The organism is Pseudomonas sp. NFXW11 (assembly GCF_049887815.1).
Taxonomy (GTDB): domain Bacteria; phylum Pseudomonadota; class Gammaproteobacteria; order Pseudomonadales; family Pseudomonadaceae; genus Aquipseudomonas.
On sequence record NZ_JAGEKI010000001.1, the window covers coordinates 283,275 to 304,594 of the forward strand.

19 protein-coding genes are annotated in these 21,320 nt (G+C 58.3%); 18 read left to right on the forward strand and 1 reads right to left on the reverse strand.

All coding sequences use genetic code 11. The features are described 5' to 3' along the window. Nucleotides 1–217 precede the first annotated feature (217 nt). The 17 genes from J4P02_RS01290 to gspD all read left to right on the forward strand — a co-directional run bounded on the left by J4P02_RS01290 (nt 218) and on the right by gspD (nt 19,922). Nucleotides 218–2,281 carry a DEAD/DEAH box helicase gene (locus J4P02_RS01290; RefSeq protein WP_426186923.1) on the forward strand — a complete coding sequence of 688 codons (2,064 nt, stop codon included), beginning with the start codon at nt 218–220 and terminating at the stop codon, nt 2,279–2,281. Next, nucleotides 2,253–3,086: a hypothetical protein gene (locus J4P02_RS01295; protein WP_426186926.1), complete on the forward strand. Its 834-nt coding sequence runs from the start codon at nt 2,253–2,255 to the stop codon at nt 3,084–3,086. Before J4P02_RS01290 ends, J4P02_RS01295 begins: the two co-directional genes overlap by 29 nt. Before the next feature lie 908 nt (nt 3,087–3,994). Next, entirely contained in the window at nt 3,995–6,001 is a 2,007-nt protein-coding gene (locus J4P02_RS01300; RefSeq protein WP_426186929.1) for a neutral/alkaline ceramidase, read from the forward strand. Nucleotides 6,002–6,391: 390 nt separating this feature from the next. After that, a complete protein-coding gene (gene plcR, locus J4P02_RS01305; RefSeq protein WP_426186932.1) occupies nt 6,392–6,835 on the forward strand; it encodes a phospholipase C accessory protein PlcR in 444 nt (147 codons plus the stop codon). Nucleotides 6,836–7,101: 266 nt separating this feature from the next. Then, complete coding sequence (locus J4P02_RS01310; protein ID WP_426186935.1) at nt 7,102–9,291, forward strand: phosphocholine-specific phospholipase C; 2,190 nt, start codon at nt 7,102–7,104, stop codon at nt 9,289–9,291. Between the two features lie 17 nt (nt 9,292–9,308). Next, nucleotides 9,309–9,905: a phospholipase C accessory protein PlcR gene (gene plcR / locus J4P02_RS01315; protein ID WP_426186939.1), complete on the forward strand. Its 597-nt coding sequence runs from the start codon at nt 9,309–9,311 to the stop codon at nt 9,903–9,905. A 70-nt stretch (nt 9,906–9,975) separates the two neighbouring features. Beyond that, nucleotides 9,976–11,676: a type II secretion system ATPase GspE gene (gspE, locus tag J4P02_RS01320; RefSeq protein ID WP_426186942.1), complete on the forward strand. Its 1,701-nt coding sequence runs from the start codon at nt 9,976–9,978 to the stop codon at nt 11,674–11,676. Nucleotides 11,677–11,678: 2 nt separating this feature from the next. Then, complete coding sequence (gspF, locus tag J4P02_RS01325) at nt 11,679–12,890, forward strand: type II secretion system inner membrane protein GspF (RefSeq protein ID WP_426186945.1); 1,212 nt, start codon at nt 11,679–11,681, stop codon at nt 12,888–12,890. Nucleotides 12,891–12,902: 12 nt separating this feature from the next. Next, the gene (gene gspG / locus J4P02_RS01330; RefSeq protein ID WP_426186948.1) at nt 12,903–13,325 is read left to right on the forward strand and encodes a type II secretion system major pseudopilin GspG; all 423 of its coding nucleotides are present in this window, start codon (nt 12,903–12,905) and stop codon (nt 13,323–13,325) included. Nucleotides 13,326–13,327: 2 nt separating this feature from the next. Beyond that, entirely contained in the window at nt 13,328–13,792 is a 465-nt protein-coding gene (locus J4P02_RS01335; protein ID WP_426186951.1) for a GspH/FimT family pseudopilin, read from the forward strand. Then, nucleotides 13,789–14,169: a type II secretion system protein gene (locus J4P02_RS01340; protein ID WP_426186954.1), complete on the forward strand. Its 381-nt coding sequence runs from the start codon at nt 13,789–13,791 to the stop codon at nt 14,167–14,169. Before J4P02_RS01335 ends, J4P02_RS01340 begins: the two co-directional genes overlap by 4 nt. Then, complete coding sequence (locus J4P02_RS01345) at nt 14,166–14,774, forward strand: prepilin-type N-terminal cleavage/methylation domain-containing protein (protein WP_426186957.1); 609 nt, start codon at nt 14,166–14,168, stop codon at nt 14,772–14,774. Before J4P02_RS01340 ends, J4P02_RS01345 begins: the two co-directional genes overlap by 4 nt. Next, entirely contained in the window at nt 14,771–15,484 is a 714-nt protein-coding gene (locus J4P02_RS01350; RefSeq protein ID WP_426186960.1) for a general secretion pathway protein GspK, read from the forward strand. The genes J4P02_RS01345 and J4P02_RS01350 overlap by 4 nt, the downstream gene beginning before the upstream one ends. Continuing rightward, nucleotides 15,481–16,578 carry a PilN domain-containing protein gene (locus tag J4P02_RS01355; RefSeq protein ID WP_426186963.1) on the forward strand — a complete coding sequence of 366 codons (1,098 nt, stop codon included), beginning with the start codon at nt 15,481–15,483 and terminating at the stop codon, nt 16,576–16,578. The genes J4P02_RS01350 and J4P02_RS01355 overlap by 4 nt, the downstream gene beginning before the upstream one ends. After that, complete coding sequence (gspM, locus tag J4P02_RS01360) at nt 16,553–17,152, forward strand: type II secretion system protein GspM (RefSeq protein ID WP_426186966.1); 600 nt, start codon at nt 16,553–16,555, stop codon at nt 17,150–17,152. Before J4P02_RS01355 ends, gspM begins: the two co-directional genes overlap by 26 nt. Beyond that, nucleotides 17,149–17,685: a hypothetical protein gene (locus J4P02_RS01365; protein WP_426186969.1), complete on the forward strand. Its 537-nt coding sequence runs from the start codon at nt 17,149–17,151 to the stop codon at nt 17,683–17,685. The genes gspM and J4P02_RS01365 overlap by 4 nt, the downstream gene beginning before the upstream one ends. Further along, complete coding sequence (gene gspD, locus J4P02_RS01370) at nt 17,682–19,922, forward strand: type II secretion system secretin GspD (RefSeq protein WP_426186972.1); 2,241 nt, start codon at nt 17,682–17,684, stop codon at nt 19,920–19,922. The genes J4P02_RS01365 and gspD overlap by 4 nt, the downstream gene beginning before the upstream one ends. A 102-nt stretch (nt 19,923–20,024) precedes the next feature. On the opposite strand, the gene J4P02_RS01375 is transcribed toward gspD, so the two are convergent. Further along, on the reverse strand, nt 20,025–20,240 hold the full coding sequence (locus tag J4P02_RS01375; protein WP_426186975.1) for a hypothetical protein: 216 nt from the start codon (nt 20,238–20,240) through the stop codon (nt 20,025–20,027). Nucleotides 20,241–20,686: 446 nt separating this feature from the next. On the opposite strand from J4P02_RS01375, the gene J4P02_RS01380 reads away from it, so the two are divergent. After that, nucleotides 20,687–21,316, forward strand: a complete 630-nt coding sequence (locus tag J4P02_RS01380; protein ID WP_426186978.1) for a hypothetical protein — start codon at nt 20,687–20,689, stop codon at nt 21,314–21,316. Nucleotides 21,317–21,320 lie beyond the last annotated feature (4 nt).

The window sequence follows — 21,320 nt, forward strand, 5'->3', positions numbered from 1 at the left end:
GCATCCAACGTCTTCTCAACCACGAATGCCCACCCTCAAGCGAGTTTCAGCATCTGCTTTTCACCACTGGAGACCAGGTGATGAGCCTGGAAGTTTATCTCCCGTCACGCCCAAAGCCCGCTCAGAATATGTCTGGCCGGGTCAACTCATGCCGGCGATTGAGGCGTGCTACCGTATCGCCACCCTAAGAAGCCCTTTCTGCCTTCAGGTAATCGCCATGGACGACGTAGTAGTAACGCATTCGGATGTTTACCAGAGCTGGCAAAACCATCTCTTCAATTTCAGTCTCGACGACCCCGCGACGAAGGCGCCTGGGCTGCGAAAGCCCCAACTGGCTGCGCTTTATGCAACCCTTGGCCATCTGGTGGTCGATCCCTCCTCCACGGCTACCGTAGTCATGCCCACGGGCACAGGGAAAACCGACACCATGCTCGCGCTGCTCATCGCTGCGAGAATGGCAAGAACGCTGATTCTGGTTCCTTCGGATGCCCTCAGGACTCAATTGGTGGGCAAGTGCACGGAGATGAAGACGCTTCGTACAGTGGGCGCTGTATCCGACACGGCGCGCAATCCCATCGTTACTGCCGTCGGCTCGAAGATGTCTGAGGCGGAGGTAGCTGAGCTGGCTACCGCCAACATCATCGTGGCCACTCCTCAAGCCCTGCAGCTGTTCGACGAGGCCGCCCTAGGTGCGCTGGTGAGAATGTGCAGCCACCTGATGATCGATGAAGCCCACCACGTTGCGGCGACCAGTTGGAGCCGGATCAAAACAGCCTTCAGAGGCAAACCCTGTATTCAGTTCACGGCGACGCCATTCCGGGAGGATGGCCTGGCTCTTGATGGCAGGATCATCTACAACTACCCGCTCCGGGATGCCCAGCTCGATGGCTATTTCAAAGGTATTGAGTTTCACCCGGTACGAGAATACAACCTCAAACTGTCCGATCAGGCCATTGCAGACAAGGCCGTTGAACTGCTCAGGGCAGACCTCAAGGCGGGGTACAACCACTTGATGATGGTACGGGCCAAGTCGCACAAGCGTGCGACAGACCTGTTTAAGATTTACAAGCAACACGCCGACCTGACGCCAGTCTTGATCCACAGCAAGGTGCCGAACCAAGCCAGGGTTCTGGCGGAGATCGTCAAGAAAAAATACCGGATCATTGTTTGTGTCGACATGCTCGGCGAAGGCTTTGATCTGCCCGAGCTGAAAATCGCCGCGATACATGATCAACACCAAAGCCCTGCTGTGACTCTGCAGTTTATTGGCCGGCTAACGAGGGTTGATGCGGCCCTTGGTGACGCCAAGTTTGTTGCCAACATCGCCAACCAGAAGACCGACCACCAGATGGCTGCCCTCTACAAGGAAAGTGCTGATTGGGGGGCAGTCATTCGTGATGTGAGTGAGCAAAAGGTCACCCGGGAAGTTAAGAAGGCGGGCTTCAACGAGCAGTTTGCCGACGGTGACGATGCCCAAGTGATTTTTGGACTGAACCCGAACCCCAAAATTAGCGCCGTGGCCTATCACCTTTCCCCCAAGGAATGGACACCGCATCGTGCGCATAGCCTGGACGGGCGCAGGGAGACACTTCAGTACATCTCCATCAACGACGAGGCCGATACGGTCATTGCTGTGACTCGGCGAGAGACGTTGGTTGGGTGGGCTCAGACCGAAGAAATCGTCGATACCAACTGGAATCTGTACATCGCTTTCTATAACAAGGCGCAGAAAACCCTCTTTGTTCACACTTCAGGTGACGACACCCAGGCAACTCGCTTTCTCAACCTGGTGGCCAAAGACCCTCGTCGCATCCATGGTGAGCCGACCTTCCGTACGCTTCACGATATCAAGCTGATGAAACTGCAGAACGTTGGCCTATCCCGCGCCCGGAAAGACCTGCGGTTCACAATGCACGTGGGGCGCGATATTAATCAAGTGATCAGCGATATCGAGACGGGCAACGCGACAAAATCCAACATCTTCGCCACCGGTTTTGAGGATGGAGAACGAACCACCGTGGGCTGCTCGCACAAAGGCAAGATCTGGGAGATGAACTCCTCTCCGATCAACTACTGGGTCGAGTGGTGCAAGCGCATGTCGGTCAAACTCAACGATGACACCATCGACCCTACCGACGTACTCAAGAATGTGATGCGTGTTGAGCAAATCAAGGGCAAATGGCCAGAAGGCTTGTTTTACGCCGACTGGCCTGTGTCGATCGCGATCGAAAACGAGCAACGGCGCGCGGACGTTGGATATCCCCGTCTTGGTTGCGGGTAACGATGGCGAGGAGCGTCGCCTCACGAACATCTCAATCAAGCTGCTGGAGGACGGATACAAGACGTCCTGCCCAGGTGTGAAGATTCTTTACCCCCACGAAATCCCACTGGACTCCTACCTGGATGGAGAGCCGCTTGTATTGCTCAAGTCCGACGGTTCCATGGTGCAGGGCAACTACCGTCAATACTCGCTCAACAGCGTGGATGTAAAACTGCCTGCCGGCTTGCTCGAACCATGGAATTGGGGAACGACGAAAATCCATCACGAGTCCATGCGTGCGGAGCGACGTGAGGACTCTGTACAAGGCTTCACCTTTGCCAAGATCGCTGACGAATACTCGATCGTCTTCAACGATGACGGCAAAGGCGAAATCGCTGACCTAGTGGCAATCCGGGAAAGCAAGGACGCGATTTACGTAGACCTCTACCACTGCAAATTCTGCCCAATGACGGATGGCATCGCCGCGCCAGGCGCTCGCGTTGCCGACGTCTATGAGGTATGCGGTCAAGCGTCCAGATCCGTGAAATGGCTGTACACCGGCGATAAGTTCTTCAACCGATTGATGGATCGCTACCAGCAATCACTGCTCAAGGACTTCGACAGAATCCTGAAAGGCACGCCTCAGCAGCTGGAGATACTGCGCAACAAATGCCACGACCACGAGCTGATCTTCAAATTTGTCATCGTGCAACCCGCGATATCAGCGAAGAAGGTGTCGAAGGAGCAGCTTGCCGTCTTGGGCACGAGCTACTCATATATCAAGAGCATTTCGGGATCGGACATCAAGGTCATCGTTAGCCCGTAACGCACCTACGTCAGCGGGATAGTGACCTAGTCCGCTGACGTCTGCTGCTAGCTGCGACGCCAGCGTCGTGAATCCCTGGCGTTGTAGCACGCAAGATCCAGAAAGCCCTCTCCTCTCGGGGACGCCTAACGCCTCATGGGCTTTCCGACCACTGCGGGCAGCTTGCGTCCCAAGGCATCATCTAGAAGCCCACGACAAGCCAGTCGATGGATTTACTTGTGGGCCCTCGAGGGCAGCTCCGTCAGTGCCCATAAGTATTCCGTTTCGCCTAAACAAACAAAAAGCGCGACCTTTCGGTCGCGCTTTTCTTTGCTTTTCTGCCTCGAACGAGTAAGCGTCCGCCCAACTCACCTTGCGTAAGTCAGACCGGTACCCACTGATGCGACAGCAGTTGCCCAATCTCACTGGCGCGCTGTGTCTGCAGCCGCGTCAGCGTGAATCGGCCCCGAGCTTCGTAGAAACTTCTTTGCCTTGAACTGAGGCCAATAAAGTCAGGTTTATGAACATCAATCGATGAACAGTTGCGTTCATTTCAGGGGCGCTGAGCCTGTATTATTGGGCTGCTGATCTGCTTATGAACATCTGACATCGCCCACTTGTGAAATGATGAATGCATAGATCGCTGCACTCTTTGCGCACATGCCCTTGGCAATCCTTGCCCCATCCATGGTTGATTCCCTGCAACACCACTCCACCCGTTGACAAAGCCTCGCTCTTTGAAGGTACTCAACCCTTGTCCGTAAGAGTCCCATTTATGTCCGTAAATACCCCATCCCTCGGAACCGGACTGTTCTAGTTTCTACCCACTCCTGATCAGCGGCTCGGTCTTCAGTGCAGGCTCGCTTCCAACGAGCCTGGCAACGCTGGGTTATCTTTCGCACACAAAAACAATACACAGGGAGATTCAAATGAGTATCCGACGGTATCGTTCTGTTCTCGTTGTCATCACCTGCTTGTTATGTTCAACCGGCTTTGCTGGCGAACAACCTTATCGATTTGGCTTGGGCAAAGCCGATATTACCGGCGAAGCAGCTGAAGTCGGGATGATGGGGTACTCCTCCACCGAGCAGAAGACCGCCGGTATTCATACGCGGCAATGGTCGAGGGCTTTCATCATTGAGGAGGCGGCCACGGGCAAGCGGCTGGTGTACGTCAACACCGACCTGGGCATGATTTTTCAAGCGGTGCAGCAAAGTGTGGTGCGCAAGTTGGAGAAGAAGTACCCAGGGATCTATAACGAAAACAATGTGATGCTGGCGGCCACTCACACTCACTCAGGTCCCGGTGGCTTTTCCCATTACACGATCTACGACCTGTCGGTACTGGGCTTCCAGGAAAAGACCTTTAACGTGATTGTCGATGGCATCGTGCGTTCAATTGAACAGGCCCATCAACAGATGCAGCCTGGCCGATTGTTTTATGCCAAGGGTGATCTCAACAATGCCAGCAAGAACAGATCGCTGCTCTCCCACCAGCGCAATCCGGATGCCGCCGGCTACACCAGCGGTATCGACCCGGAAATGACGGTATTGAAGTTCGTCGACCAACAAGGCGAGATTGCCGGCGTCATCAGTTGGTTCCCTGTACATGCCACATCCATGACCAATAACAATCATCTGATTTCTTCTGATAACAAAGGCTATGCGTCTTACCACTGGGAACACGACATCAGTAAAAAACCTGGGTTTATTGCCGCCTTTGCCCAGACCAATGCCGGCAACTTGTCGCCCAACTTGAACTTGCGCCCAGGCTCCGGGCCGACCGAGGACGAGTTTGCCAACACCAAGGAAATCGGCTTGAGGCAGTTCAACAAAGCCTATGAACTGGCCACCGGGCCGACCGAGGAAATTACCGGGGGGCTCGACAAGCGCTTTCAGTTTGTCGACTTTCACGGCCTGAGCGTACGCCCTGACTACACGGATGGCACACCGAAGACGCTCTGTATTGCCGCCTTGGGCAGCAGCCTGGTGGCTGGCAGTACGGAAGATGGCCCTGGCCCGCTGGGCATCAGTGAAAGCAATAATCCGCTGCTGTCTTTCCTCGGAGGCTTGCTGACCGGTGCGCCGTCCAAAGAGCTGAAGAAGTGCCAGGCTGAAAAACAGATACTGGCCGACACTGGCGACAAAAAGCCCTTCCCCTGGACCCCCAATGTGCTGCCTATCCAGATGTTCCGCATCGGCCAGCTCGCCGTGCTGGGCGCACCGGCCGAGTTTACGGTGATGTCCGGCGTGCGCATTCGCCGGGCGGTACAAGCCATAGTCACCCCCATGGGTATCAACCATGTGATCTTCAATGGTTATGCCAACGCCTACGCCAGTTACGTCACCACCCGCGAAGAATACAGTGCCCAGGAATATGAAGGCGGCTCGACGATCTTCGGTCCCTGGAGCCAGGCCGCCTATCAACAACTGTTCAGCGACATGGCCAGTGCCATGCGTGACAATCAGCCGGTCACCAGTACTGCCGCGCCGCCCGACCTCTCCTGCTGCTTGTTGAACTTCCAGACCGGTGTCGTCACCGATGCCCCCTACATCGGCAAATCGTTTGGTGATGTGTTGCAGCAACCGGAAAAGATCTACCACCGCGGGCAAACCGTGACGGTGGCCTTTGTCACTGGGCACCCGAAGAACAACCTGCATACCGAAGATACCTTCCTGAGCCTGTACTACACCTCAGCTGACCCCACCCGTGATAAACCGGCGATACGGGTGGCGACCGACAACGACTGGGAAACCAAATACCGCTGGGAACGGGTCGGTATTTCCGCATCGAAGGCGACTATTTCCTGGGACATTCCCCAGGATGCCAAGCCCGGCTACTACTACATCAGCCATAGCGGTGATCAGAAAAATGTCTGGGGCACCATCAGCGCCTTTACCGGATCCACCCGAAAGTTTGAAGTAGTGGCTGATTGAACTTCGATGGGTAACAAGTTCTTCTTGGCAGGGTTCGTCTTTGCTCATCAGGGATACTTCAAGTGCAGGTCCTCTGGCCTGCACTTGATACTCTCGTCGCATCTACTATCAATAAGCGTCGCTTTCAAGATGGTCCTCTTGAATATCGCAACTCAAGATAGCTGAAAGCAACTGTCCACTCACCACATTGGACTTGAGCCCGGATTCTCTTGAGTTGTCGTCACTCTGACCCGACAGTCATTATTAACAAGTACCGGTCTTGCCCAATAATCTGGGTGTTCATGAGTTGTTCTGTAATACGTGTACCCTACTCTACGGGCTACTGCGCATAGGGACTTGATTGGCTCGTGCTCGACAACACACGCGCTCTTTTCTTCAGGGAACCTGATCATGGATGACATCAAAGTACTAGTCGCCAACATCACCACGTTTTCTCGGTCTGCCAGCACGCTGCCGGAGGCGGAGCGCAAGCAACGCGCGGAAAACTTGATCGCGGAGATAAAGAGTGCTGTCGCCAAAGGGGCGAATCTGAACCAGGCCTACACCTACGCCCAGGAACTGACGCCCTACATCGAGCCTCGGCCCAATCCTCTGGAAGCCTTGAACTACAAGCTCTGGATGGAACTCAAGGACAGCCATACCCCGCCGCCCGTCCCCTCCTCCGCTCAGCGCGAGCAGATCGGCATCTACGCGAAAGCCTCTGAACAGGTGATTGATGAGGTGCTCAGTAGCGTTGAAGGCGAAGAACAACAGCACAGCCTTATCGAAGAAAAGCTCAGCGCACTGCGCAAGCAGATATTTGGCATGGAAGAACCTCAGTTCCTGTTGCAATAAAGGGCAGATAGTGGTTCGCCAGTTATTTAAAAATTAAATACTGTCTTTCAAAGTCCGCTTTTTGTCCTTTAATGCCCTGGTGGTACTTGAGGCGTAGCCCGCAGATTAGAAACGATAGGGACCTCTTACAAGAAAGCGCTTACTGAGTCCATGAAAATAGCCATACCCCGTAATAGCGGTCTATTTAATAAAAACATCAAGAAAGAACAATAAGGTCGACCTTTTATGAGGGTGCTACCCCTGCGCACCTTACAGGAAGCTTATCGATGACCGACGCCCCAAAGTTTCATCGTCGTACTTTTTTGAAAGGCAGTGCACAGGCTGCAGCGCTGGCCGGAATGTCCGGACTTTTTCCCGAAACCATACGACGCGCACTGGCCATTGAACCGGATGTGCGCAGCGGCACCCTCCAGGATGTCGACCATGTGGTCATTCTGATGCAGGAGAACCGCTCGTTCGATCATTACTTCGGCCACCTCAATGGCGTTCGCGGATTCAACGACCCCCGGGTTCTCAAGCGCGCCGATGGCAAGTCGGTGATGCATCAAACCTACAAAACCACCGAATACCTGCCTTATCACTTCGACACAAAGAATGTGCACGCCCAATGGCTAGGCTCGCAGAACCACGAATGGTCGGCGTTTCACGGCACCTGGAACCAAGGCCGCAACGACCAGTGGACGGCGATCCAGGACTACACCGCCATGGGCCATTTCAAGCGGGATGACATCCCCTACTACTATGCCCTGGCAGACGCCTTTACCTTGGGCGAGGCCTACCACCAATCGATCATGGGGCCCACCAACCCCAATCGCCTGTATCACATGACCGGACGCACCGCGCCTACCGGCGATGGCAAGAATGTTCAATACACCAACAGCATGGGCGACGGCACCATAGGTGTGAGTGGTTCCGTGGACTGGACCACCTACCCCGAACGCCTGAGCGAAGCCCATATCGATTGGCGTATTTACCAGGAAGGCGGTTACCAGTCGTCTTCGCTCTGGTGGCTCTACCTTGACCCCAAATGGAAGTGGCTCATACAGGCCGATAACAATTACGACTGCAATGCCCTGGCCTGGTTCAAGCGCTTCAAGGAAGCAAAACCCGACTCCGATCTGTGGCAACGAGCCATGGTCGCTCGCGGGGTGGCCAAGCTGCGCGAGGACGTGCAAAACAACAGCTTGCCGCAAGTGTCGTGGATAGTGCCGCCGTACTGTTATTCGGAACACCCTTGGTGGGGGCCCTCCTTCGGTGAATATTACGTGTCGACGATTCTCGAAGCCTTGACCTGCAACCCCAAGGTCTGGGCCAGGACCGTGTTCATCATCAACTACGATGAAGGCGACGGTTATTTCGACCATGTGTCCGCTGCCGTACCGCCATGGAAACCGGGCACCGGCATTTCGGCCGTCGACACCCAAGGCGAAATCGAAAGCGCCACCCAGTTGCCCATTGGCTTGGGTCCGCGGGTGCCGGTACTGGCGATCTCGCCGTGGTCCCGGGGTGGAAAGGTCAGTGCCGAAGTCTTCGATCACACCTCGGTGCTCAGATTCCTCGAAAAACGCTTCGGCGCCACCGCGGACAATATTTCCCCCTGGCGCCGGGCGGTTTGCGGTGACTTGACCTCGCTATTCGACTTTACCGGGAAAGCCGATGGCAGCGTGCCCGCCAGCCTGACCAACCTGACTGAAACCAAGGCCCGTCAGGATGACGCCTACTACAAGCAGTACTATCGCTCCTACCCTTATTACACCAACCCGACGACCTTGCCGGGCCAGGAAACCGGCCAGCGTGACGCGCTGGCAGTGCCCTATCAGATGCATGCCGAGGTCAGTGTCGCCGCCAGCGATGGCAGCCTGCTGCTCAACTTGAGAAACGACGGCATGGTCTTGCCGGAAAACCCCTACGCACGTTCGGCGGCGGTCTTTCAGGTGCACTCCAACGAACGGGGCGCCCCGGCGTTCTATACGGTGACCAGCTACGATGTCCATGCGGCCACAAACCTTAGAAGCCGCGGCCAGACCCTGATCGAAAACCTCAAAGACCGCATCGACGCGAACGGTCGCTACGGCTTTGAAGTGCGTGCACCGAATGGCTTCTATCGGGAATTTACTGGCAATAACCAGTTGGCCAAGACCCTCGCCCGGCCTGAAGTTTCAGTCAGCTACCAGGGGGCGCAGATTGTCCTGACGATCAAGAATACCGGGGTGCTGGCATGTACGGTAACGGTGAAATCCAACCCTGCGTACAAGGGCGATACGCTGCACATTCTTGAGCTCAAACCGGGTGAAAGCCTGACCGATCCCTGGTTGCTGCGCAGCAGTTCCGGCTGGTATGACCTGACCCTCACGGCCACCAACACCGAAAGCAACTTCTCTCGACGGCTCGCTGGGCATGTTGAAACCGGCTTGCCAAGCCGCACCGATCCACTCTTGGACATCATGCCGTCCTGATGAAAGGAACCTTCAAGATGAAAGCCATTCTTTTAGTGGTGTGTGCGGCGCTGATTGCCTATCTGGTGCTCTTTCGCCAGCCAGCGGACCAGATCGTGGAACAAGCGCCCAGCGTTGCCTCAAGCCCATTGAGCAATGCCACGCCGGCGGTGCCTGCGCCAGCCTCCGACAGCCAGGTTCCCGCGTCGCTGGAACAGCAAATCACCGCGTTTTCGCAAACCGCCAACAGCTTGTCGGCCGCCGAGCGCCGGCAGACTGCCGAGCGCTTGATCAACCAACTGAAAACCTCGGTCAGCAACGGCGAGGACGTGAAGACCGCCTATGCCCAGGTCGAACGACTGACGCCAAATATCGAGTCCGACCCCAAGTCACGGGAGAGCCTGAACTACAGCCTCTGGATGGACATGAAAGACCACTCCACACCCCCGGCTCTGCCCTCGCCTGCCCAGCGCCAGCAACTGGATGCCTACCAGCAGGCCGCGAACCAAGCGATCGACCAAGTACTGCAGAGCGTCGATGGCGACGAGGCACGGCGCGCCGCCATCGAGGAAAAACTCCAGGCGCTGCGCCTGGAGATCTTCGGCAGCAGTGCCCCGCAGCCGCTGAGCCACTAAGGCACCTTGTCACCCCGTGACCCACGGTCGTCATGGGGTGACAAGGTCTGTTAACCAACGGAACCCGCTGATGGCCATAGCCGATTCACCCACACTGACCACGCAAGCGATCGATTGGCTGGTAGCACAGGGGCACTTGAAAGGTGCCGAGGTTGCACAAGCCAGGCAACTAGAGGGCGATGCCCAACAACACGACCTGCCCGAGCTGCTGATTCGACTCGGCCGGCTCTCGGAACAAGATCTGGCAACGGCCTGGTCGACACTGCTCGACATTCCCTTGTTGCATGGCAGCGACGCAGCGCCGCTGGAAGGTGGTCTGCCGGAGGTATCGCCACGCTTTCTGAAACACTACGGCGTGGTGCCTTTGCCACCCTTCGACCATCAACTGCACCTACTGGTGAGCAACCCGACCCAGCGCTATCCGATCCTGGCTCTGGAATATGCCAGCCAGCTCACGGCGCGCCTGTCGATTGGCCTGCGCAGTGAGATTGAACAATTGATCGAGCGCTATTACGGCCAGGGCCGCTCGGCCATGGGCACGCTGATCGAAAACCTCGGCGAGAGCCTCGACAAGAGCGACGATATCGAACACCTCAAGGACCTGGCTTCCGAAGCCCCGGTGATCCGGATCGTCAATCTGTTGTTGCAACGCGCGGTCGAACTGGGGGTCTCGGACATTCATATCGAACCCTTCGAAAACCAGCTCAAGGTGCGCTACCGCATCGATGGCACCTTGCAGGAAGGCGAGGCGCCTCCGGTCAGTTCGTCGGCAGCGGTGATTTCCCGGATCAAGATCATGGCGCACCTGGACATCGCCGAACGACGCCTGCCACAAGACGGGCGCATGATGTTGAGGATTCAAGGCAAGGAGCTGGATCTGCGGGTCTCGACGGTGCCGACCCGCCACGGCGAATCCGTGGTCATGCGGCTGCTGGACCGGGAGAAGGTGACCTTCGATTTTCCCAGCCTGGGCTTCGATGGCCAGCGGCTGCAGCAACTCCTCGATTTGCTCGACCGCCCCCACGGCATTCTGCTGGTGACCGGGCCCACCGGCTCGGGCAAGACCACCACGCTGTACACCGCCCTGACCCGGCTCAATACCAGCGAACGGAAAATCATCACCGTCGAGGATCCGGTCGAATACCAATTGGCCGGGATCAATCAGATTCAGGTAAAGCCGGCCATCGGCCTGGACTTCGCCGGCGCGTTGCGCTCGATTGTCCGCCAGGACCCGGACGTGATCATGATCGGTGAAATACGCGATCTGGAAACCTGTCGGATCGCCATTCAGTCGTCATTGACCGGCCATCTGGTGTTGTCGACCTTGCACACCAACAGCGCCGCCGCCAGTATTACCCGCTTGCTGGACATGGGCGTGGAGAGCTACCTGATCGCCTCGACCATCACCGGGATCCTCGCTCAACGCCTGGTGCGACGGCTGGACCCGCAATGGCGCGAAGCCTTTGAGGCGCCGGCGGAACTCATCGCCGAGCACCAGTTGGATCGCTACACCGATGAGCGTCCGATCCGGCTGTACCGCCCCAGGGCCGATGCACCGGGAACCGGTTACAGCGGACGCAGTGCGGTCACCGAATTGCTGGTGATGAATGAAAAAATCCGCTCGCTGCTGATGCGTCACGCCGACGCCGCTACCTTGGAACAGGCCGCTCGCGCTGCTGGTTTGCGCACCTTGCATGAGGAAGGCTTGCGCCAGGCCCTGGCGGGTATCACCTCACTGGAAGAGGTACTGCGCATCACGCGCAATGACTAGCCATGGAAGAGTATCGATACAAGGCACTGGATGCCGACCACAACACCCTCAACGGCCATCTTCAAGCCAGCGACCCGCAGGCCGCCGCGAGCCAGCTGCAAGAGCGTGGCCTGCTGGTCCTGCGGATACAACGCGCCAGCGGCGCCTCGGGCTGGTCTCGCCCTTCCTGGTTGCGCTCGTCCCATTTCAGTCGCGAGGAACTCAGCCGTTTTACCCAGCAACTGGCGACGCTGCTCGGGGCTGATCAGCCGCTGGAACGGGCGCTGAGTATCCTGATCCGACAACCCGGCAAACCCGCGGCTCGGCAATTGATCGAACGCATTCGCGACCGGGTCAAGGCCGGGCAGACGCTGTCAGCCGCCATGGCTGTCGAACAACAGTGCTTTACCCCGCTGTACCTGAGCCTGGTTCACGCCGGTGAAACCGCCGGGGTACTGGATCAAAGCCTCGGGCAACTGGCGAGCTACCTGGAACGGATGCAGGCCATCCGCACCGAAGTCATCAACGCCTTGATCTACCCGGCCTTCCTGGTGGTGGGTGTGCTCGGCTCGCTGGTGTTGCTGCTGGCCTATGTGGTCCCGCAGTTCGTGCCGATATTCGAGGGCCTGGGGGTGCCTGTTCCGCTGCTGACCCAGCTGATCCTCGACCTCGGGCAGTTTCTTTCCAGCTATGGCCTGCATGCATTGGCGCTGTTTCTCGGGCTGGCCTGGGCAGCGCTGAGCTACCTGGGGCGGCCCGCAAATCGCTTGCAATGGCATCGGCACCTGCTGCGATCACGCCTGGCCGGCGGCTTGTTGAAGCGCCTCGAAACCGCACGGTTCGCCCGTACCCTGGGCACCTTGCTGGCCCAAGGCGTACCCCTGATCAATGCCCTGGACATCAGCCGGCAAGTCGCCAATAACCTGGCGATGAACGCCGCCGTGGCAAACGCCACGGTCAAGGTCAAGGACGGTCAGCGGCTGTCCACGGCATTGGAAACTGAACAACTGGTGCCCGACCTGGCGATCCAGATGATCGAAGTGGGTGAAGAGTCCGGGAAGCTCGACGGCATGTTGTTGAAAGTGGCGAGCATTTTCGATGAAGAGGCCAAGCGCAGCATCGACCGCCTGCTGGCCGCGCTGGTTCCCAGCCTGACCCTGGTCATGGCGGCGTTGGTGGCGGTGATCATGCTGGCCATCATGCTGCCGCTGATGAGCCTGACCAGTAACCTTTAACCGGAGACGTCAATGAAAACAGCTCGTTCACTGCTCAAGCGCCAACGCGGCTTCACTTTGCTGGAGATGCTGGCGGTCATTGTCTTGCTCGGTATAGTCGCGACCATCGTCGCTCGCCAGATGGGCGGCAATGTCGACAAGGGCAAGTACGGCGCCGGCAAGGCGCAACTGGCCAGCCTGTCGATGAAGATTGAAAGCTATGCGCTGGACGCCGGGTCACCGCCGCCCACTCTCGGCGCGCTGCTTGCCCGCCCCGCCAATGCCGCCAGTTGGAACGGCCCGTATGCCAAGGCCAGTGATCTCAAAGACCCGTTCGGCCATGCATTCGGCTATCGCACACCCGGCCAGCACGGCTCGTTCGACCTGATCTTCTACGGTCAGGATGGCCAGCCCGGTGGTGACGGCTACAGCAAGGACCTGGGCAGTTGGGAATAGTCATGCCTGCCATCCGGCCGGCTCAACAGGGCTTCACCCTCCTGGAAATGCTGGTGGTGCTGCTCCTGGTTGCCGTGGGTTTCGGCCTGTTGGCCTCGGGTGTCTCCTTGGGGCTCAAGAGTGCCCAGGAGCGTCAGGTCAAAGGTGATCTGAGCCTGGCGTTGCGCCAGGTCCGAAGCCAGGCCATCACCACTGGACAACCGGCCTCCCTGCGCCTGGATGTACTGCGCAACAGCTATCAGCTGCCAGGCAAGGCACCGCGCCACTTGCCGGACGGCATGACCCTGCGCCTGACGACGGCGGCCACTGCCGATAGCGATCAAGGGCCAGTCGGGCTGATCACCTTCTACCCCAATGGTGGCTCCACTGGCGGGCACCTGTATCTGGCGCGAGGCAGCCAAGCGTCGCGCATTGATATCGACTGGCTCACCGGACGGGTCAGCTGGCTGGATAGGCAGCAGCCATGACGCCTTTGCCTCCCAGCCAGCAGCGTGGCTTCACCCTGATCGAATTACTGGCGGCGATTGTCGTCCTGAGCATTGGCTTTGCGGTGGTACTCAATACCCTGGGTTACGCCACCCAGGCACTGGCGCGGGATGGGCAGACAACCCGAATGGCGCTGATGGCCACTTCGCTGATGGCCGAGTATGGAGAAAGCCTGGGCAGCGGCGCCCACCTGGAAGGCAGTCGTGACGGTATCCAATGGCGCCTGAGCGCCGCCCCACTTCGCGCTGACGGGGCCATTGTCCTTTCCCAGCTAGAACTCGTGCTGGTCAAGGGCAGCCGGCATGAACGCTTTGTCACGCTCAAGGCCATCAAGCGTCCAGCGGAGGGCATGCCATGAGGCAAGGCCAACGCGGGTTTACGCTGCTGGAAGTGCTGCTGGCCCTGAGTTTCCTCGGCTTGCTGATGGTGTTGATCGGGTCCGCCCTGGGCTCCGCTAACCACTTGCTACTGCTCAGCGAAAAACACACCGATCGCCTGACCCAGGTGAGGACCGCGCAGAACTTTCTGCGCAGCGCACTGCAACAGGCGCTGGCCGAAGATTTTGGCCACGCTGGGGATCAAGAACAGGTGTTCGAAGGCGAACGACAACGCATGCGTTTCGTTGCCCCGATGCCCGGGCAACTCGCGGCTGGCGTCCAGGTGCATACCCTTGAAGCGGTGCCCGGCACTAGCGTCAGTCGCTTGCAAATCAGTTTCAGCCAGGACCGCACGGATGGGCTGCATCCCTGGGGCAATCCCCAGATCCTGGTGCAGGAGATTCACGATCTGCGCTTGAGCTACAGAGGCCTGGACCCCAACCGCCAACCGACCGACTGGCTGGAGCGCTGGCCCTGGCCGGACCGGCTGCCCCAAGCCGTGCGTATCGACGTCGATGCTCCCACAGCCGGCCTGTGGCCCACACAAATCGTGGCATTGCGCCTGGATTCCGAGGTGACCCCATGAGTCGCCAACGCGGCGCCGCATTGATCATGGTCTTGTGGGCCATCGCCCTGCTGGGACTGATGATGGGCAGCCTGGTCGAGATCCTGCGCCTGGAAAACCGCCAGAGCGCTTTTGCACTGCAACACAGCCGCGCCCTGCTGGCCGCGCAAGCGGGCCTGGGGTTGGCGATCGAAGGGTTGTTTGCCTACCCGGCGCGCACAGTGGCTGACGGGCGTGTTTATTCATTGCCCTTTGAACAGGCCACCCTGAGCCTCCAAGTCAGCAGCGAGCGCGGCAAACTGGACCTGAACTTTGTCGCGCTGGACAGTTTCGCGCGCCTGGCCCATGGCCTCGGGGCAACTTCCGAACAGGCTCGGCAATGGAGTGAAAGCCTGGGCCAGCTGCGCAGTGCTGGCCCCCTTAAAGCGCTGGAACAGTTGCAGCAGCTACCGGGCATGGAGGCGCGCCTGTATGAGCGCTTACTGCCGCACCTCACGTTATGGTCCGGCCTTGGGGTGCCGGATGTGGATGCGGCCAGCCCCGAACTGCTGGCCTTGCTCAAACTGCCACGGCCAAAGGTCGCGCTCCCGCGGGGGCCCGAATCGGTGGTCAACGTGCGAGTGCTGGCGACGCTGGACAATCAGGTTTCGGCTTCTCTGGAGGCCGTGGTTTTTCTCTCACCACAAGGAAGCGGTCAACGGCCGTATCGGGTGCTGCGCTGGAAAGAATGAATCTGCTGATCCAGCCCCTGGCTGACCGGCTACAGCCGCTGATCCGCTGGATACTGCTGCGCTGGCAAGGGTCGCCGCTGCCTGGATTCCTTGCGTGGTGGCGGGCAGAGCTCCTGGCCTGTCTGCCCGCCTCCTGGCGAGCCAGGCTCAACCCCGAGAAAAAGCAGCCGTTGCTGTTTTCACGGGACGAGCGTTTCTGCACCGGGGATGTTGAGCAACTGCAACCGGCCCTCGCCCCATCGACCTCGGCGGCATCGGTCCTGGTCCTGCTGCCTCACCAGCGCTTGCTCCATGAAGTGTCGCTGCCGGCGGCAGTGGCCCAGGACCTCAGCTCCATGCTGTCGTTCGAGATGGACAAATACACCCCGTTCAAGGCCAGCCAGGTTTATTTCGACTATGTCCGCCTGCCCTCTGCCCACGACTCGCTGATCCGCATTCGCCTGGCCGTGGTCAGCCGTGAACGGCTGGATGCGCTGCTTGATCAGGCGCAACAGGCCGGTCATTCGATCATGGCGGTTGATGTGCTGGATGAGCACGGCACACGTTTGCACCTCGACTTGCTGGCACCCCATCGCCGCGCCCAGATACGCCGCTCGCTGATCCAGCCACTTCCGGCCCTCGCACTGATCGCCCTGGTCCTGGCGCTGGCCGGCCTGCAACTCTGGCTGCACAACCGCCAACAGGCCCTTGAATACATGCGCCAGCAGGTCAAGACCCTGCAACAGCAAACGCAACAGGTCCAGGCACTCAAGCAGCAGATCGACGACACCCTCGATGCTCAACGCTATGTCGTGGAACGGCGGGCACAAACCACCTCAATGGCGGCGCTGCTCAATGAGTTGAGCCAATGCATCCCGCTGAACACCAGCCTGGAGTCCCTGACCATCAACCCTGACGGTCAGCTCAGCCTGATCGGCCAGAGCAGCCAGGCCAGCGCCCTGATCAGCGCCATGAAAGCCTGCCGCAGCCTGGAAGGCATCAATTTCCAGGGCGCCATCCAGGCAGACCCTGTCACCGGCCTGGACCGCTTCAACATGCTCGCCACACTACGCAAAGCGGAGGCCAGTCATGCGCCTGCGACCAACCCCCGTTAGCCAGCGAGTCCTGGCCTTGACCTTGACCGCTTTGAGCCTGGTCGGTTTGTACTTTCTGACCTTGCATGCCTGGTTCAGCCAGCCTTTGTTGGCCATTGCCGATGAGATGGCGCTGCTACGCCACAACCAGCAACGCTACGTGGCACTGTCCAGCCAACGGCCTGCATTGGAGAACTCGCTGGCGCAGATCAGGGGCTCATCAGTGGGCAATGAAAACCTGCTGGCCGATTCCGACATGGGCGCGGCCACCGCACAACTGATGCAGTTGATCGCCGCCGATTTGCAGGTATTCGCCACGGTGGGCGGTGGCTGCACGCTGACCAATCGAATTCCGGTGCCCGTCACTCAGCAAGGGCCTTATCGGCAAGTCAGTGTGCGGATCAACCTCGAATGTGCCATCGAGCCACTGGCCGGCCTGGTGCATCGCCTGGAAAACGGCAAAGTCTCGCTGTTCATCGAATCCTTGCGGATCGAGAAAAGCCGGGGCCAGCTTGCCGGCGCCAATCGCTTGACCGCGCAACTGCTGGTCAGCGCTTACCTGCAAAACCCAACGCGAAAAGGAGCGACGCCATGACCCGCTTCCCGCCCTCGCTGGGTTGGCTCGGTGCCGCCGTACTGGGCCTGCTGGGGGTATTCCTGATGTTGCTTAACGGCGTTGGCGCGGAGGTTCAGTGGCTACCCCCACTCAATCCGTCAGCAGCCCCGGTGAAGGCGGCCGTCACTGCCGATCCCATACCCGTGGCGCTGTCAGCGTATGAATACACATGGAAAAAGCCACTGTTCAACGCCCATAGGCAGGCTGATCCGCCCCCCTCTCCAGCCACCGAGAAGGCGCCCTCCTCGCTCAGTGGCCTGAGCCTGACCGGCGTGATCGCTTCCGGAGCCCTGCGCAAGGCCTTGTTCAAGACTGGCGATGGGCAACAGCTGACGGCCCTCGAACAGCAACAACTGCCCAATGGCTGGCGAGTGGTGCGGATTGAACCGACACAGGTCTCGTTGGCCCAGGGCGCCAACACCCAAACGCTGAAGCTGCTGCTATTGAAAGTGCCGCAGAACACACCGTCTCTCCCCTCTTTGCCTGACACGTCCAAGGACAGCGAACTGTGAGAAAACGATTCATCTACACTGGCTTGGCCAGCGCGATAGTGCTCTGCGGTTGTACAACACCGGCCACCGACAGTGCACGGGACGACAGCCTGATCAAGGAAGCCTTGTCTGGCACCGGCACTGATCGCGCACCGCTGCCGGCCCCGGTGCCAAAAGCAGCGCCACTGGCGACCGTCACACCGCCGACCACGACCCGGGTGGTCCAGGGCAACCAGCAATTCATCAATAAAAAAACCTTAGCGCTGCCCCGTGCCGCTACGGCATCGCCAGAGCAAGGCGTAACCTTCAATTTCGCCAATGTGTCGATCCAGGCCGTAGCCAACACCATCCTCGGTGATGTGCTGAAGGAGAACTACAGTATCGCCCCCGGTGTGGTGGGCGACGTAACCTTCTCGACCTCCAGGCCCGTCGACAAAAGCCAGGCGTTCTCGATCCTGGAAACCCTGTTGGCACTGACCAAGAACGCCATCATCCGGCAGAACGGCAGTTACGTCGTGCTGCCGGCGAACATGGCACTTGCCGGCCAGCTCGCGCCGCAGCTGACATTGCCACAACCCGGCAGTGGCATGACGGCCCGGTTCTTTCTGCTCAACTATATTTCCGCTGCACAAATGCAAAAGCTCCTGCAGCCCATGGCCCGGGAAAATGCCTTCGTACAGGTCGACGCCGCCCGCAACCTGCTGATCATGGCGGGCACTGCCGATGAGCTGAACAACTATCAGCAGACCATCGACACCTTCGATGTCAATTGGCTCAAGGGCATGTCCGTCAGCGTCTTCGGGCTCAAGCACGCCAACGTCAGCAAGTTGATGCCCGACCTGGAGCATTTGTTCGGAGCGCAAAGCGCCACACCATTGGCCGGGATGTTGCGCTTCCTGCCGATTGAACGCACCAACTCCATTGTGGTGATCTCTTCTCAGCCGCAGTACCTGAGTGATGTCGGGCGCTGGATCGAAGCCATTGACCAGGGCGGCGGCAATGAACCGCAAATGTACGTGTATGACGTGCGCAACATAAAGGCCACCGACCTTGCCAAGTACCTGCGGCAGATCTACGGCAATGCAAAAATCACCGATGAGCCTGCCGCCCAGGTAGCGCCCGGCCTGCGTACGGTCACCCTGTCGAGCAATGGTTATGGCACTGGCAATGACAGCAGCGGCACTGTTTCGGGCCTGCCATCGGGCATCAATGGGATAGGTAGCAACGGCAACGCTGAAGACACCAGCGCGGCACAGCCGGAAGAAGAGTTCGAGGCCAGCAGCGAGGATCAGGCGCAGAGCGCAAATGCCACGAGCAGCGAAACATTCGACAATTCAGTGCGCATCACGGCCCAGAAAAGCAGCAACCAACTGCTGGTGCGCAGCCGGCCGGCGCAATGGGCTGAAATCGAGTCGGCGATACAACGCCTGGACAACACCCCACTGCAAGTGCAGATCGAAACACGCATTCTTGAAGTCAGCCTGACAGGCTCTCTGGAGCAAGGCGTGCAATGGTACCTGGGGAACCTGGCGGGCAACTCCACCACCCCTGGCGTACAGAACACTTCGGGCAGCCAGGGGGCATTGGGCGGAGGCGGTATCGAGGTGAGATCGGCTTCGCTGTTCTACTCCTTTGTCAGCGACAACTTCCAGGTGGCCTTGCGCGCACTGGAAACCAGCGGCAACACCAAGGTGCTCTCGGCGCCATCGCTGGTGGTGATGAACAACCAGCAAGCGCGGATCCAGGTAGGCAACAACATCCCGATCAGCCAGACCACCATCAATACCGGGGTCGGCGCCATCCAGACCAGCTCCGTGCAGTACGTGCAGACCGGGGTGATCCTCAATGTGGTGCCACGCATCAACCCCGGCGGCTTGGTGTACATGGACATCCAGCAACAGGTCAGCGACGCCACGACGCCCGCCAGTGGCGGCACCGGGACAGCGACGACGCCACCGGCCAACCCAACCATCTCGACCCGCGCGGTGTCTACCCAAGTCGCCGTGCAAAGCGGCCAGACTGTTCTGCTGGGAGGCCTGATCAAGCAGAACCAGGCAGAGGCCAATCGCAGCGTGCCGTATCTGGGCAAGGTGCCAGGGCTCAAGTGGTTGTTCGGTACCACCGCCCGCAATGACGACCGATCGGAACTGGTCGTGCTCATCACCCCTCGAGTGATCACCGGCAACAGCGAGGCGCGCCAGGTGACGGATGAGTATCGCCAGCGCTTCCAGCTGATCCAGCCGCTGCAAAAACTCTGAAATATCAAGACGCTGAAAAGCCTGAACTGTGCGAAGGGCCACCCCTGCCATCGGCGCATCGTCCCAACACTGAGCCCGCGCCCCGTATTCGGCGGTCCCTCGTCAGGCCCTGCGCACCAGCTCGAGCTCGTCCCAATCCGGCTCGAGATTGCGCTCTGCCAGAAAGTCGGCGACGTCCAGAAAGGTCTCGCCGAGCGGCTCTGCCTCAATGGCTGTCCACAGTGAATCGCATTCGCTACAGACCAGGGCTTCTTCGCCTGTTTTTTTCACTTTGACGATGACCAGATCGCCGTAGTCGCCACAGGTTGGGCATTGCATATCAGTTTCTATCTCTCTGGAAAGCAGCGATGGCTTGGTTGGTGTTGTGCTGTGTACCGATCCTGACTTGCGTCTCGCCCTGAGTTCCGACTACCCGGTCCATGTTCGTGCGGATCGACCCATTCAATCGGGTGGGGCGCGTCTACTATACCGCGCGGGGCGGTTTTGAAGCGTTATCACCGAACCTGGTGGAACAAACCCGCGTTTACAGGGGCAGTACCTCCACCGTGAGACGGGGCTGTACTACAACACATTCCTCTACTACGATCCGGCGGCGGGGAGCTTTACCACTCAGGAAGGGCGTACATGACATTGCTTACAAACAGCATATTTTGATTACCTTGAAGGGCTCAAAGTCGATAGCTGAATTTGAGGCACGGCTGGCCAAGTTCCAAGACCAGCTTAAGAACGGAAAGATCTTCCCTGCCGTGAGATAAGGGCTCGCAATGAAAGATACTTTACAATCGCTATTTGAAGATAATAGAAATAAATATCCAGCGTTTTTAAAATGGGTGGAGCAAGAGTCAATATCAACCCAGTGGGGAACTGGAGTAATGCCTGCCTATGACTTACTTCCTTACAATGCAGAGTTACTTGGCCACAAAGCAGGAAGAATGCTAAAAAAGGAGTCAGAACCGGGAAACAACAAGCAGTGTTACCACCTAGACAAGCATGGAAAAATAATCAGCGAGACGGAATATGCAGAGCACAATTCTAGAGAAGGGTACTGGCTGGTTTACAAGCGATTTTTTATTTATGCGCCAGATCACGCAATTGAATTTACCTTTGGCAGCTCCCGAGACAATGACATAGAAGCCAACCTAAACTTTGTGAAATGGGCAAAACTCGAAAGCGGTACAATAATTAATTCATATTTTTTGAACCGTCGCGACGAATACATTGAACTAGACTACAGCTACCAAGACAACAAAATCACCTCAATAAACCAAGCATCATGGCTAACAGATGAAGTCATCAAAAACCGATACTACCAATTAACCCACACTGACAATGGAGTGATTATTACCGAAGCTCTGTCGGACGGAAGCATATGTAAAGTTTTTCCCAGGAAATAACTCT

Excerpts from the sequence above, each read along its gene's own strand:
- J4P02_RS01300 (WP_426186929.1), top strand. The coding sequence starts at position 3,995 with ATGAGTATCCGACGGTATCGTTCTGTTCTCGTTGTCATCACCTGCTTG.
- J4P02_RS01375 (WP_426186975.1), bottom strand. The coding sequence starts at position 20,240 with ATGCAATGCCCAACCTGTGGCGACTACGGCGATCTGGTCATCGTCAAA.
- plcR (WP_426186932.1), top strand. The coding sequence starts at position 6,392 with ATGGATGACATCAAAGTACTAGTCGCCAACATCACCACGTTTTCTCGG.
- J4P02_RS01365 (WP_426186969.1), top strand. The coding sequence starts at position 17,149 with ATGACCCGCTTCCCGCCCTCGCTGGGTTGGCTCGGTGCCGCCGTACTG.
- J4P02_RS01380 (WP_426186978.1), top strand. The coding sequence starts at position 20,687 with ATGAAAGATACTTTACAATCGCTATTTGAAGATAATAGAAATAAATAT.
- J4P02_RS01290 (WP_426186923.1), top strand. The coding sequence starts at position 218 with ATGGACGACGTAGTAGTAACGCATTCGGATGTTTACCAGAGCTGGCAA.
- J4P02_RS01345 (WP_426186957.1), top strand. The coding sequence starts at position 14,166 with ATGAGGCAAGGCCAACGCGGGTTTACGCTGCTGGAAGTGCTGCTGGCC.
- J4P02_RS01350 (WP_426186960.1), top strand. The coding sequence starts at position 14,771 with ATGAGTCGCCAACGCGGCGCCGCATTGATCATGGTCTTGTGGGCCATC.
- gspM (WP_426186966.1), top strand. The coding sequence starts at position 16,553 with ATGCGCCTGCGACCAACCCCCGTTAGCCAGCGAGTCCTGGCCTTGACC.
- J4P02_RS01355 (WP_426186963.1), top strand. The coding sequence starts at position 15,481 with ATGAATCTGCTGATCCAGCCCCTGGCTGACCGGCTACAGCCGCTGATC.
- J4P02_RS01310 (WP_426186935.1), top strand. The coding sequence starts at position 7,102 with ATGACCGACGCCCCAAAGTTTCATCGTCGTACTTTTTTGAAAGGCAGT.
- gspG (WP_426186948.1), top strand. The coding sequence starts at position 12,903 with ATGAAAACAGCTCGTTCACTGCTCAAGCGCCAACGCGGCTTCACTTTG.
- plcR (WP_426186939.1), top strand. The coding sequence starts at position 9,309 with ATGAAAGCCATTCTTTTAGTGGTGTGTGCGGCGCTGATTGCCTATCTG.
- gspF (WP_426186945.1), top strand. The coding sequence starts at position 11,679 with ATGGAAGAGTATCGATACAAGGCACTGGATGCCGACCACAACACCCTC.
- J4P02_RS01335 (WP_426186951.1), top strand. The coding sequence starts at position 13,328 with ATGCCTGCCATCCGGCCGGCTCAACAGGGCTTCACCCTCCTGGAAATG.
- J4P02_RS01340 (WP_426186954.1), top strand. The coding sequence starts at position 13,789 with ATGACGCCTTTGCCTCCCAGCCAGCAGCGTGGCTTCACCCTGATCGAA.
- gspE (WP_426186942.1), top strand. The coding sequence starts at position 9,976 with ATGGCCATAGCCGATTCACCCACACTGACCACGCAAGCGATCGATTGG.